Genomic DNA, 14059 nt, shown 5'->3' with positions numbered 1-14059 from the left:
TGAATGCCAAAAGGCAATACTCTGCTGGTTTTTGAGGGGTGAAAAAGGAGGGAAGTATAGTACTGGTAAAAATTGACAGTCCTTGACAATTCCATTTTTCAATGCTGCACTTCGTTCAACATGACATATCGCTCTGTTTCCTCTGTGTATTGGGGAAAGGAAAGTTATGCCTTCATCTCAGTATTTCACCTTCACCAGACAAAGAATCCCTTCTCAATCTCCAGTTGTTTCTGCCCATTTTTATAATAAAGCCTTTCAATATTCTGAATTAGATAAAAAGTTAGTATATGGGAGCTGCACACTCAATCCGAGTCACAAAAAAGTCTACAAAAGGAGATTTTTTTATGGAACCTGCAATCGTAATTAAGGATCTCAAAAAATCGTTCGGAGACAAAAAAGTTCTCGATGGCATTTCCCTCACGATTCCCAAAGGTACAATTTTTGGTCTACTTGGACCTAATGGTGCTGGAAAAACAACTTCCCTACGAATCCTGTCCTGCCTCATTGAGCCTACGTCAGGAGAAGTCACCATCCTCGGTCATCAAATCAGCAAGAATAAAGAAGAGATTCGCAAAAAAATTGGTTGTGTAACAGAATCTCCCGGGGTGTATGACAAGCTTTCTTTGATGGACAACCTGGAGTTCTTCGCCTCCTGCTACCAGATTCCCAAAGCCAAGCGCGCTTCACGCATCGAGTATTTGCTTCGCCAGTTCGATTTGTGGGAGAGAAGAAACGATCCTGCCGGCAGATTGTCAAAAGGAATGAAACAAAAACTTTCGATTGTTTGCGCGATTTTACACGACCCAGAAGTGCTTTTCTTAGACGAGGTCACAGCCAATCTCGATCCTGTCAGCACCCGGAAGCTGAAAGATCTGATTCGCGATTGGGCTGCATCTGGAAAAACGATCATCTTTTGTTCACATGTCCTGGCAGAAATTGATGAGTTATGTCATGAATTCGCCATCATTAAGGGTGAGGTGATTCGTTTAACTACCCCACAGAAGTTCCGTGAAGAGTGGACCACCTACAATGTGCTTCTTGACGTAGGATCGGATTCTCAAAAGTCGGAACAGATTATTAAAGCCTCCGAGGAAGTTGAGGAATATAAGCGCACCGAAGATCAGTTCCACCTGAGGGTAGCCAATCCGAAGACCTCGAACCCACAGCTGATCAAAAAGCTGGTCGCTGCGGATATTACCGTCAATTACATAACACCCATCTCCGTGTCACTGGAGGACTCCTATCTCAGCTTGTTGAATCAAGAAAAGGAGGCGATCTAAGATGCCGGGATTTGTTATTCTCCGGGAATGGAAAGAGCTGTTCGCTACCCGCTCCGTATTGATTACGAATCTTGCTGCGCCATTCGTTATATTGGTTGTCGCTCTGATCACAACTGTATTTGCCCAAAACGGTAAGATGGAGTTCGTCCTTAACCTGATGAAATTGACCAATCCCCTCCTTAACATGGCAGGTGCAGATGGTCATATTGCCATTGCCCGCTTCTATTTCCTTTTGTTCCTGATCGTACCGGCGATGATCCCCTTAACATTTGCCACGACGAGCATCATCATGGAAAAAATGACAGGAACATTGGAAAGCGTACTGGTCACCCCGATTTCCACCAAGGAGTTTTTGTTTGGTAAGGTCCTAGCTTACTCCTTGCCTTCCATCGCTCTGACCTGGGTTGTTCAGCTAATCTTTCTAGGGTTCATCTTTACAACCTTTGACAATGCTAGCGAGTATTTTTCCATCGTATTTATTCTCGCGATGATCCTGCTGGTCCCATTTATTTCGATCATCAGCGTATCCTTGAGCGTCATTGTTTCCTCAAAAGTTGACAACGTTGCAGCAGCCCAACAATTTGGTGCCATACTGGTTCTGCCGATCATCGGACTTGCTGTCAGTCAGGTCATCTTCCTCTCCATGATGAGCAATCCGGTAATCTATCTGGGATTGGTCACGATTTTTGCGGTGGTTGCCCTGATCTTGTTCCAGATTAGTATTAAGCTCTTTGATCGCGAGCATATCATCAGCAAGTGGAAATAACCGAAAATATTAAAAATAACCACCTTATGAAATCGTTGTTGTCACACGATTTCATAAGGTGGTTTTACTATTTGGGTATTGTTTTTAGCCAATAACCTCTTTAAGGGTTTGGCTCATTGCGTGCCAGTCTTCTTCTTGCATGATCGTATCCAAAGGTCTCTTCAATTCCATTAGTACATCATCTACATAATGCTCACGTCTCATCCCCACGAGGACGCTGTGTACCTCTGGAGTGGCGCGCATCGTTCTAATCGCTGCTTGGCTGAGGTTATCTGTTGTCATTAAATGCGGTTTCACCCTCGTCAGCTCTTTCGAGATATCCAGTGAACGCTGGTAGTCTTTGGGGACGTAGTAGCTCTGCAAAGCTTCAGCTGTGTCCATGAGAGTTACCTTGTAGGTATCCAGCCATTGCTGCGTCTGGTCGTCTAAGCCCCCATGTTTTTTAATCGTATTGCGAATATCTTCGATGATCGGCTCAAACAAGAAGCTTCTCACATTTTGCACATTTGTGGAAGAGTATAGCTTTTTCCAGTATTTGCGGAGTGTAGCTCCAGATGATATTTTTTTCTTCAGCTCTTTCACATCTTCTTTCTCCATTTTAAGTAATGGCAAGACGCGATAGACGATCTGATCCTCTACATCATCTACACGATTGAGACAATCCTTGATTCGACGAGTGGCTTCTTTTTCGTCAATGACCGTGCTCAGATCTAGTTGGATGTTCGTCAGGCGGAAGATTTTTTCCTTCGCTGTCACATCTAACGTCCGGTTCGTCATTACACCAAGTCCTTTTTCCTTGGCAAATAACAAGGCACTCTGGCCTTGCGCATGGCTTTTTTCCAGCATGGCACCGGATTCGTACATGTTCATTGGAAACTGGATGACGCGGAAATGGTGATTCGGCGTAATCTTTTCTGCAATCTCCCAGAGAGTATCCAGCGCAACAAAATCAAATTCCTTGACATTGCTGACAATCGAATTGGCACTGATTCCATAGCATTGAATCCGACCTGATTCTACTTCTTTCTCCAGATGTCGAAAAGCCTTCTCAATTCGCTCTAATAGTTCAACATACGCTTCCTGTTGTTTGATCTTTTTCATTTTTGCCCATAGCAAATACCACTCTGGATTGTGTAGCATGTAGCAATCAATCGTGTCCACCTGCAAGCGCTGTAGGCTGCGTGTCAGCTGGTCTTGAAGGTATTCTGGGTGGATACATATCGACATTCCATCATGTACCGTCGTAAAGTCTTGATACGGTTTGCCTTCCGCTGTCCTCTTCATCGTCTCGTCGGAATCCTCGCCTTGGACGATACCAGCCTTGGACACGATTACAAGCTCTTCCCGCTTTATTTTTTCTTCACTTATCAGCTGCTTCAGCACATGACCGATGACTTTCTCAGCGCTACCATTTGTATACATACTACTCGTGTCAATCAGGTTAATTCCTTCGAGCAGTGCCTTACGGAGTGCCTGGTGGTACTGCTCATCCTGTTCATCAATCCGGTACGTTCCGAATCCAACCTGACTGATCCACACATCGAAGCTACCAAATTGCTTATAGAAAAGATGGGTATTGGCCTGTGCTAGGCGCTGTGTCCCCTCTCGTGTCGCTTTTCCTGTCATCATCCTATCCCCCTGTACCCGGCAAGATAATTTTGAAGAGTTGACCCGACAATAGTAAGGACTTGGTCCTGTTGAGAATGGACGAAAAAGTGGTCCCCTTCCAGCATGTACGTTTGAAAAGAAGCGTTCGTGTGATCTCTCCAGGCTTCGAGATGTGTTCCAGTAAAATCCGGGTCTTGCCAACCGCCAATGGCCGTCAGTCCGAAATCCAGCGGTTCTTCGTCTTGATAGCGATACGTCTCGCATATCGTGAAATCGGCCCGAAGCGTAGGGAGAAGCATGTTCAGAATCTCCTTGTCCTCAAAAACTTCCTTTGGCGTGCCATTCAACATTTGTACGCCCTCCAGAAACTCTTGATCTGGGAGATGATGGATGGCTTCACCCGGATCTGGCAGATGCGGGGCATGGTATCCGGATGCAAACATGTGCTGCGGCTTGAGGTTGTAATGTTTGCGTAAATATCTAGCCAGCTCAAAGCTGACCAGCGTTCCCATGCTATGTCCAAAAAAGGCAAACGGTCGATTCAGATAGGGAAGTAGCGCTTCTGCCAGATCACGAATCAATACAGACAAATCCGTGTAGCAAGGCTCTAAAAAGCGATTACTTCTGCCTGGTAGCTGCACAGGACAAACGCCAATCTGAACGGGCAGCTTTTTTTGCCAATCCCGATAAATACCAGCATGACCACCAGCATAGTGAAAGCAAAATAATAGCACTTCTGCCTCCGGCGTCATTTTTGCAGAGAGTAGCCATCGGTTCTGGGAAACGTACATCTTTTGCATAGGTATCCTCCTCGATATTACTTAGGGAACAATGCGAATTTTTGCACCATCTTTTAATTGTGCTTGTCCTTTGATAACTACCTTGTCTCCTGGATTCACTCCGGAGCCGATAAGCGTCTTCTCCGTTCCTTTCGAAGCGATCGAGATTTCTTTCTCAGCTACTCTTTCTCCATTCACGACGTACGCTACCGTTTTCCCATTTCGCTCAAGAATGGCATCTGTCGGTATGAGAATACCTGCTTGTCCTTTGGTTGAAGACACTTCCGCCTTCATTCCGGGAAGTAGCGTACCTTTTGGATTTGGCACTTCTATTTCCACGGGGAAAAGCTTCGATTGGTCAGAAGCCTTTAGTCCCACGTAGGCAATACTGCCTTTGACCTTGATATTTTGAGATGGAACCTGCAAATCTAGTTGTGTTCCTTTTTGGAAGCTTGCCAACGCTTTTTCTGACACATTCACCTTCACGATCATCGGGTCAAGGTTAATTACCGTTGCAATAGGCTTTTGCGGGTTGATCGTATCGCCTTCTTGGACTTGGATATCGGTGACAATGCCGTCTACTGTTGATTTGATAAGTGTGTTTTCCAACGCATTTCTGGAAATATCCACTTCAACCTGTCCTTGTTTCACATTTGCTTGCGTGACTCGTCCATTTTTATCGGCTGTATTCACTTGCGTCCGAGCATTAATTAAAGCGATTTGCGCCTGATCCAGCTGGCTTTGATACTGGTTTTTTGCTTGCAGATATGCGTTTTCTGCATTCTCAAGCTCACTTTTGGACATAGCTTTCTCTTCAAACAGCTTTTTAGCGCGGTCGTAATTTGCTTGCGCCAGCGTCAATCCTTGTGCAATCGTACGCTGGGCATTCGCATAAGTTTGCTCCGCCTGCTTCAGTTGACTGCTTGCCAATTCGCTAGACGTCCCCATTTTGTTGGAATGCTCTAGATTTGCGTTGGCGACTGCTAATGCCGCCTCAGCATGACGCAGTTTCAATTGCGCTTCGGTTTGATCCAGCTTTCCGATGACTTGCCCTTTTTTTACTGTGTCCCCTTTTTTCACTAGGATTTGCGAGACGGTCCCGGTAGTTTTGCCGTAAATACTCACATCCGTGTTAGCGAATACCTCCGCCAGCAACTTGTCGGATTCTTTGAGTTCTCCATCTATTGCTTCCTCTACTCGAACATCCACGGAATTCTCCACTTTAATGGTTTCAACCTCAGGACTGGACTGGCCTTCGATTTGTGTTCTTCCTTCATTAGAATTGGTCTTTTCTGCGGATTGTGAATTGCATCCCGAGATGATCGTCAAGCTTATAAGACATGCCACACCTGAGTTGATTAGCTTCGTTTTCTTCATTTTGTGTATACTTCCTCCCTCTGCCTTACCCGGACTTTTTCATATCGCGTAAACTTCTCAGCACGGAAATAAACATATCATCGCTTGGCTCCATCTCCGCTTCTTTGGTATCAGGGGCAAAAAACTCTTTTTTGATCCGATACAGTAATTCATACCCGATAGGAACCACGATTAGGGTCAGGATCGTCGAAGTAACGAGTCCACCAATGACCACAATCGCCAAGCTTTTGGTCATCAAGGCTCCTTCAGAAAAGCCGAGGAAAAGCGGCAAGAGCGCGCTGACTGTCGCAACTGCCGTCATAATAATGGGGCGTAGTCGGGTAATCCCAGCTTCGACAACTGCCTCACGCATAGAAGTCCCTTCCAATCTTCGATGCTGGATATTGTCCACATACACGATTGCATTGGTAACAACGATTCCGACCAGCATCAAAAAGCCGATAAGTGCCGTTATATCGAGAACGGTATCCGAAATGAACAGGCCAAATAATCCGCCGATCGCAGCAAGTGGCAGGGACAGTAGAATCGCGAGCGGAGCCGTAGCATTGCCAAACGTGATGAGCATGACAATGTAGACGATAAAAATCGCTGCACCAATGGCTAAGAGCATATCTTTAAAGCTTTTTTCCATGTCGCTTGAGACACCTTCAGATGACAATGTAACTCCAGCAGGCAATTTTTCCGCTTGCAACATCGCAAACAGGAAATTACTCGCTCCTCCTTTGTTATCGCTCGTGATATCTGCTGTAATTTGTACGAATTGTTTTTCGTCCTTGCGCATGATTTGTGATTGAACTTTTTCTTGGTCAATCTCGGCAAAGTCCACCAAACGCACTTGTTGCTTGCTTGGCGTTTGAATGTAGATATTGTGCAGTTCCTCAAGCGATTTCGCATGGTTTTCACCAAGTCCAAAGAAAAGACTATAGTCTTTGTCGTCGACTTTGATCTTGCCAATTTGGGTATCCGAGACTAGGAGGTTGACCTCTTGAGCCACCTGTACAGGGGAAACTCCCAGTTCCGAGGCTTTGTCTCTATCCACTTTGATGACAACTTCATTTTTGAAATCGTTCAAATTGTCCTTCACGTTGGTCAACAGAGGACTTTCTTTCAAATTTGATTTGACAATTTCGCTTGCCTCTTTCAACCGATCCAGATCTGGCCCGTACAGGATCACCTTGAACTTGTTGGTCTCGCTGCTACCAGGTTTAGTCAAGGCCATTTCAGATCCTAGTGGAACCATTGGTTTGACGATTCCCTCAAATTTCTTGATAGTTTGGTCCAGATTCACATTTGGCCCTATTTTGATTAGTAAGAGGGCTTGGTTCGATTGGCGTATTTCCGCTTCATTTTCAGAGCCAAGATTGATTTCTATGTACTCTACTTCAGGCTGCTCCATCAATTTACTTTCAACCTGGGCAACCGTTTGATCGAGAACATCTAGTTGTGTACCTTTTGGCATCGTTACTTGCGCGAATATGTACTTCGCTTCCGGATCAGGAAACAATCCGTATTTCATATGCGGGAGAAGCGCTAGACTTGCGATAAATAGAACGAGTGACAGAAATCCGATAGCGGGCTTGCGGTTGAGTGACCAGTGAAGTAACTTCCTGTACGTGTCAGACCCTTTCCCATGTTCAAATTCCCTGATATTGTGGTCTTTTAGGATCATCAGCTTGGCTAACAGTGGAACTATCGTCACGGCTACTAATAGGGAGGCAAACAATGAGCAGACGACGGTTAGTGCAAATGGACGGAATACTTCTCCGATCATCCCTCCAACAAACACAATGGGTAAAAATACGGCAGTTGTCGTAAAAGTCGATGAGGTAATTGCATGTAGCATTTCGTGGGTGGCAATTTGAATCAAGTTTTCCTTGCGTTCTTTGTTCAATTGCAAGTGGCGGAAAATATTCTCGATGACGACGATACTGTCATCCACAACTCGTCCTACAGCCACTGCCATCCCGAACAGTGTGATCATATTGAGAGTTATACCCATCCAGGACATGAGGATCAGACTTACTAGGATGGATGTTGGGATAGAGACTAGGACGATGAGGGTTGCCTTTACATGACGCAAAAACAGCATGATGACTACAGATGCCATAATAGCTCCGAGCAAGCCTTCCTTGAGCATGCCGTTAATCGAATTCTTGATATCAACAGAAGTGTCATAAATCGTGGTAAAGGCTAAGTCCGGGTACTCTTCTTTTAAAAGAGATAGTTTTTCATTGATGGCATCACCGGTCTCTACCGCATTGGCGTCACGTGTTTTGTAAATATTGATGTTAATTCCATTCTTGCCGTTAAAGCGGCTGATCGAATTAATGACCTGGTCAAAATTGACTTCTGCGATCTCGCCAAGCCTGACGTAGGTAAGCCCATTTTTCGGGTCACTTGGGAGGAATATTTTGGTGTTACGAATATCTTCCACATTGAGGTAACGGCTCACCACGCGAATGGTGCGCTCTTCCCCATCCTCGGTGATCGCACCGATTGGCAGAGCTACGTGATTGTCAAGTAAAAGCTGTTTCAACTGCAACGGAGAGATTCCGTAGTAGTTTAGCGCATCTATATTGGGCAGGATTTTCATTTCTTTGAATTGTCCGCCTATTGTTGATACTTTATCAACATTTTCAATACCTTCTAACTCTTTGATCACGGTTTCTTTCACATCGTTGTCAAAGTGATCGAGTCCACTTTCCTTATCCTGTCCTGTCACAAACAGATAATAGACGGGTTGATTACTGAAGCCCTGAATCATCACTTGCGGTCTACCTACTTTGTTAGGAAGCGCGATACTGGAGATTTTTCTTTCCAGCTCGTCCCTGACAGCTTGTACATCTGAACCAGTCTCCAAGTAGACCTGTAGCGTGGAACTATTGTTGCTTGAGTATGACTCCACTGCCTTAACGCCTGTTACATGCCCAATTTCACGTTCCAATGGCTTCGTTACATCATCGAGAACATCTTCTGGTGATGCATCCGGATAAGTAGTATTGACTAGAAGCACAGGGAAAGTGACATCCGGCATGTTCTCTACCTTGAGAGACATGGCGGCAATGATTCCACTGACTACGACAAGCAGGCTCATAATAATAATAGCTGTTGAGTTTCTGAGAGAAAAATTCGTTAGAAAACGCAAGGCATGCCCCCCTTATTCCTAATAAATTCCATTCTCTATATTACGCCTCAATTTTTTAGTATTCAATAAATTTCCATAAAAATTAAAATTTGTTTTTCATTTCGTTTTTTTACAAAACAAAAAAAAGACCAAAAACTACCTTACGACAGGGTTTTTGATCTACTTACTCGAAACACCTCTCAAATTGTCGAACAATTGTATGTTTGTTGATGCTTACGTGAAGATTGCGAAGCGTTCTTATTTAATGAAACCATGAAGGATGATATCCCCTATCGCGTGAGCAATCATTGCGTACTCCAGCCCGCGCTTCCAGTAGAGGTAACCGAATAATATTCCTGCCACCCCGTTAAGGGCGATCGTTCGAATGAACAACAGCGGGGTAATCTCACCAAAATAGACAGCTGCCGCTGGGAGATGACCAAGCCCGAATATAAGGGCTGCCCCAATGATGCCTGCCCAGTACATCCAGGGCTTAGGGGAGGATTTACGTCCGAATAGCTTGCCCAAAATCCATACGATCATTGTCATCATGAACAAACGAACCATGACTTCCTCATATACTCCACCTTGAATGGCTGTCAGCATACCTGCCCAAACCGACACTTCTAAGTCTTGGGCCTTTTCCGCCAAGATTGGTAGCAATGGTTGGAAAACGGCGAGTTCCAGTAGGAGGAGAAGAGCTGTTGCTGCAAATCCAAAGATGACTGCTTGAATGATTCCCTTTTTGTTGAAGGATTCTCCACCCGTTTTATATAACCACTTCCGAAGGACAGGGGCATCCAGTCCAACCTTGCCTGCGAAGGTCAATCCAATCCACGAAAACAGAAATGCCATGATGCTTCCCTGCACGACGAAAATTGCCATTGCAACCGGTATCGGGAGAGGAATCATGGATAATGCATCCCCGCTAATTGCCAGCATATAGGGAATAGCTGAGATAAAACCGATAGCGCTCACCAATGATAACAGAATTGCTATTTTCAAGTTTTTCATTCTACTTGCCCCTTCCTGTTTTTTTGTAATAGTAGTGGCTGCTTCCGATAGAAATCAGAATTGTCACCAATGTAATGATCAATAGCAGGATATAATGAATGGTTGTTGGTAAAAATGAGGTGAGCATGATGAGGATTCCTCCGATGAAGAACACACGGGAACTCAATAAGTGGGTATTTTTCCAGACCTCTTCACTAGCGAGTGTCCATGGCGTGCGTATCCCAATCAGATAGTTATGTCGAAAACGAGGCATAAAATTCCCTATCGTTACAAAGAGAATTCCTAAAATAAGCGTGACAAAAATCCCAATATTTAACATATACCCATATCCATATGCGATTATCACGCCATGGATGACGAGAAGTACGATCATTAATGTATTCAAGATTGTATCGTGACTGCTTTGGAACTTTTGGTAATACTGTTTTTGACTGCGAACAGCCACGAAAATAAACAGCATCACAACCGGAATAAAGGATACACCCACAAGCTTAGGCGCAAAACCATTCGGTTCGCCATTTGGTCCCCAATGAATTACCATCTGATCTGGCATGGAGGGATAACAAATTACGCCCAAGACAACACTGATGAAAAAAAACAACATAGACAAATTGGATTTATTCATGTGATTACCTCACTTTCTAATGGAATTGGATAACCCATTTTAATAAGTCTTGAAAAACGGTCGTATTAAGTGAGTAGTAGATGTTTTGCCCTTTTCGTTCGTCGTAAACCATTTGTGCCTGTTTCAATAAACTGAGGTGGTGGGAGATGCTGGGCTTGGTCATTTGAAAATGGTCGGCTATTTCTCCAGCCGTCATGTCTTTCTCCCTCAACAGGTCCAGAATCTTTCTTCTTGTGGGATCAGAGAGTGCCTTAAATGCGTAATTCATTGACATAATCAATCGATCCTACTTTCATCCGTCATTTTTAGATATTTAGGAATTTATCTAAATATCGGGTAGAGAAATACCTTGTGCCAGCTCGTAAGACACCACTGGATGGAGGGAGTTTTAGGATATTCGTGTAGTTTAGGATTTCTAAAGGTGCGTTATGTTGCTTCGTGAATCGCTCATTCATATACTAATTCTACCAAAAATACAAAACACATCCAACGGTTTTTTTCGTGTTGATGAAAGTTTATGGAAAACACAACGTAAGGAGTAGAAAGATTCGGATTCGCTCCTGGTGATTGATATAACACTTCATATCCTTTCGGGTAATAAAAGTAATCAGCGAGTGTCCCGCTACAATCGAGACACTCGCTGATTATTATCGTATGACCTTTTCCACATCGACACGTCCGGAAAAAAAGGTAGCTCCTCCGCCCATGTCCGCGATGCGATCCGGGGTCAGCGCATTTACATAATGCTTTGAGTGAGGAGCATCAGCCCATAAGCCTTGACTGACCACCACTCCCGGTAAAACATTCTCTCCTATCGATACAACCAGCTCGCATTCTCCCCGCTCGTTCCATATGCGGACCGTATCTCCGTCACTTATTCCTGATGCAGACGCATCTGCCACATTCATATGCAAACGCGGTATTTTCTCCATTTTCTTATGCTTCTCATTATTTGAGAATGTGGAGTTCAAATAATTGTGATTTGGCCCGGGGACAAACATATACGGAAAATTACCATCCGGAACCAACGGCGTATATGTTGGTAACGGAGGAAGTCCTTTTTCCGCCATCCCTTGGGAATATAGCTCAATTTTTCCACTGCGGGTAGGCAGCGGTCTCGAAAAGAAGGATTCTGTCTTCGCTGCTTTGGCATATTTTTTTTCTACCAGAGTCTCAATCGTGATTCCTTCCAAATGCGGGTTGCCGTGTCCCTCCAACGCCTGCCTGATCATCTCTTCATCGCTATCTCGAAAACCTGGCTCATCGTACCCCATTGCAGCAGCCAGCAAGCGAAACACTTCTGTGTTGGATTTACTCTCCCCATACGGGGGTATAACTGGCTGTTGCAATTGAATGTAATGATGCCAATACGACGTGTAAAAATCCGTATTTTCATAAGAAGACGTCGCTGGCAAAACGATGTCGGCATAGAGAGCCGTCTCCGTCAAAAACAAGTCATGCACGACCGTGAACAAGTCCTCTCTCGCCAAGCCTTGTCGCACTTTGTTTCCTTCCGGTGCAACAATGGCTGGATTGCTCGTATAGACGAAGAGCGATTTCACCGGCGGCTTTGTATCGAGCAACGCTTTTCCAAGTTCATTCATGTTGATGACTCTCGTCTGTTTATTTACCAGCAAATCTGGTCGCTGCACGGCAAGCTTGTTGTGTTCTAGGAAACCTTTATTTCCTTTATTGGCCCCACCACCTTTGACGAGCCACTGCCCTGTAAGGGCCGGAAGACAAGCAATCGTCCTTACACACATGCCCCCATTGTCGTGATGCTGAATGCCGTTTCCAATTCGAATAAAGGAGGGGGAAGTCGTGCCATACATTCTCGCCAATTTGTAAATATCTTCGACAGGGACACCCGTTATCGCTGATACGGTAGCAGGATCATACGTCCGTACATGCTCCCTGAGCTCTTCATAACCTACCGTATATTTTCCCATAAAGGCTGAATCTACCAAGTTTTCTGCAAAAAGCACATGCATGATACCCAAGGCCAAAGCGGTGTCTGTTCCGGGTAAAATCGGGATAAACCAATCAGCCCATCGACCCGTCTGATTTTTATGGACATCAATCACGACGATCTTCGCCCCGTTTTTTCGAGCCTGTTCCGCAAACACCACTTGATGCATGTTCGTGCTAACGGTATTAATCCCCCACATGATGAACAGCTTGGAATGGATGGTGTCTTCCGGATCTGTTCCAAAGGCTCCGCCCATCGTGTAGCTGTAACCTACAGCCCCTGCACTGTTGCATATCGTACGGTCAAGTTGACTGGCCCCCATCCGATGGAAAAAACGGCGATCCATTCCTTCCACATTAATCCGCCCCATGTTTCCGTAAAAGCTGTAAGGCAGGATGCTCTCGGGACCGTCTGAGTCGATCAAGGCACGCCAGCGTTCTGTAATAGTGGCGATGGCTTCCTCCCAGCTGATTCGGACAAACTCTCCGCTCCCCTTTTTGCCAATGCGCATTAACGGGTGCGTGAGTCGCTTGGGATCGTAGATGCGTTCTGTCATGTTGCGGACTTTGTTGCAAATATTCCCCTTCGTCACTGGATGGTTCGGATCTCCCTCAATTTTGATGATTTTCCCCTTTTTTTTATGAAGGAGCAAACCGCACTGATCCGGGCAATCAAGCGAACAGACTGCTGGAAAAACACCGTTTTCCTGAGTGGTATAAGTCATGGAGGTTCCCTCTTTCTCCTAGCAGTAACTAGCTTTTATACGCTATTATAATCGATTTAAAAAAGAAGACACTACCCCTGAGCGAATGAGTAGTTAATGATATTTATTTTTATATAGTCGTCTCATTACGATATAGCGGGGCATTCGCGAGTACAATAAGTAGCAACATAGTTCCTCTAGCCAGATCTAAAGAAACGGCACGTTTTTTTCGATCTGCCGGTTTCATATGAGATGAAGCAGACATCCGATGAAATAAGAGGGCCCCATCAGTGTGATAGCGCCCCCTTTGTCTACGATTTTAGAAATCCCAATCCAGCAAGTCCTCCAGCAGTTCGCGGGAAAATGCTAATTGCTCCGGTGTGTATTTATCCAGAAAACCCATAAATCGCTGTTCAATGCCCTGATGCATCTGATGATGAATCTTATACAGCTTTTGTCCCTTTGCGGTTAGCCGATAGTACACTTCCTTCTTATTATCAACCAGCTGTTGTCTTTTAATTAAATCAAGCTTCCATAATTTTTTGCTGATTCGCGTTATGGACCCTTTCGTTAAGTTAACTTTTTCCGAAATCGTGGTAACGTTGATGGGACCATGATCCCCGATACAGGCAATGAAATGAATTTCGGATAGTGTAAGGTTTAGCTTCATTCCCATCTCGGATTCCAGCTTCTGCATCTCTTCCGCCATTCGCGTAGTCAATTTGCTTTCTCGCAACTCTTGCTGCGTGACTAGCTGTATGTAAAGCTGTATGATCCGCTGCTTGGAAAGCTCTGTGTTTTGCATATCAAGTCT

At 44.8% G+C, this 14059-nt stretch carries 11 protein-coding genes; 2 read left to right on the top strand and 9 right to left on the bottom strand.

Annotated features, from left to right (window positions below):
- Nucleotides 1-344: 344 nt before the first annotated feature.
- The gene (locus C7R93_RS11770; protein ID WP_106838973.1) at nt 345-1280 is read left to right on the top strand and encodes an ABC transporter ATP-binding protein; all 936 of its coding nucleotides are present in this window, start codon (nt 345-347) and stop codon (nt 1278-1280) included.
- Between the two features lies 1 nt (nt 1281).
- The gene (locus tag C7R93_RS11765; RefSeq protein ID WP_106838972.1) at nt 1282-2046 is read left to right on the top strand and encodes an ABC transporter permease; all 765 of its coding nucleotides are present in this window, start codon (nt 1282-1284) and stop codon (nt 2044-2046) included.
- Between the two features lie 84 nt (nt 2047-2130).
- Here the strand turns inward: C7R93_RS11765 and C7R93_RS11760 are convergent, their stop codons facing one another.
- The 9 genes from C7R93_RS11760 to C7R93_RS11720 all read right to left on the bottom strand — a co-directional run bounded on the left by C7R93_RS11760 (nt 2131) and on the right by C7R93_RS11720 (nt 14050).
- Nucleotides 2131-3675, bottom strand: coding sequence for an aldo/keto reductase (locus tag C7R93_RS11760; RefSeq protein ID WP_106838971.1), 1545 nt, complete (start codon nt 3673-3675; stop codon nt 2131-2133).
- Complete coding sequence (gene lgrE, locus C7R93_RS11755) at nt 3672-4454, bottom strand: linear gramicidin aldoreductase LgrE (RefSeq protein WP_106838970.1); 783 nt, start codon at nt 4452-4454, stop codon at nt 3672-3674. The genes C7R93_RS11760 and lgrE overlap by 4 nt, the downstream gene beginning before the upstream one ends.
- A gap of 21 nt (nt 4455-4475) precedes the next feature.
- Nucleotides 4476-5810: an efflux RND transporter periplasmic adaptor subunit gene (locus tag C7R93_RS11750; protein ID WP_106838969.1), complete on the bottom strand. Its 1335-nt coding sequence runs from the start codon at nt 5808-5810 to the stop codon at nt 4476-4478.
- 25 nt (nt 5811-5835) lie between these two features.
- Nucleotides 5836-8955 carry an efflux RND transporter permease subunit gene (locus C7R93_RS11745; protein WP_106838968.1) on the bottom strand — a complete coding sequence of 1040 codons (3120 nt, stop codon included), beginning with the start codon at nt 8953-8955 and terminating at the stop codon, nt 5836-5838.
- A 237-nt stretch (nt 8956-9192) separates the two neighbouring features.
- Complete coding sequence (locus tag C7R93_RS11740; protein ID WP_106838967.1) at nt 9193-9948, bottom strand: CPBP family intramembrane glutamic endopeptidase; 756 nt, start codon at nt 9946-9948, stop codon at nt 9193-9195.
- A 1-nt stretch (nt 9949) separates the two neighbouring features.
- The gene (locus C7R93_RS11735; protein WP_106838966.1) at nt 9950-10573 is read right to left on the bottom strand and encodes an SdpI family protein; all 624 of its coding nucleotides are present in this window, start codon (nt 10571-10573) and stop codon (nt 9950-9952) included.
- A gap of 16 nt (nt 10574-10589) precedes the next feature.
- On the bottom strand, nt 10590-10847 hold the full coding sequence (locus C7R93_RS11730; protein WP_146142423.1) for an autorepressor SdpR family transcription factor: 258 nt from the start codon (nt 10845-10847) through the stop codon (nt 10590-10592).
- Between the two features lie 373 nt (nt 10848-11220).
- Nucleotides 11221-13266 carry a molybdopterin-containing oxidoreductase family protein gene (locus tag C7R93_RS11725; protein WP_106838965.1) on the bottom strand — a complete coding sequence of 682 codons (2046 nt, stop codon included), beginning with the start codon at nt 13264-13266 and terminating at the stop codon, nt 11221-11223.
- Between the two features lie 298 nt (nt 13267-13564).
- Complete coding sequence (locus C7R93_RS11720) at nt 13565-14050, bottom strand: MarR family transcriptional regulator (RefSeq protein WP_106838964.1); 486 nt, start codon at nt 14048-14050, stop codon at nt 13565-13567.
- Nucleotides 14051-14059: the final 9 nt, after the last annotated feature.

The organism is Brevibacillus fortis, assembly GCF_003013395.1.
Lineage (GTDB): Bacteria > Bacillota > Bacilli > Brevibacillales > Brevibacillaceae > Brevibacillus > Brevibacillus fortis.
The sequence above is the reverse complement of the archived record's forward strand: the minus strand, read 5'-3'. Positions and strand labels throughout refer to the sequence as shown.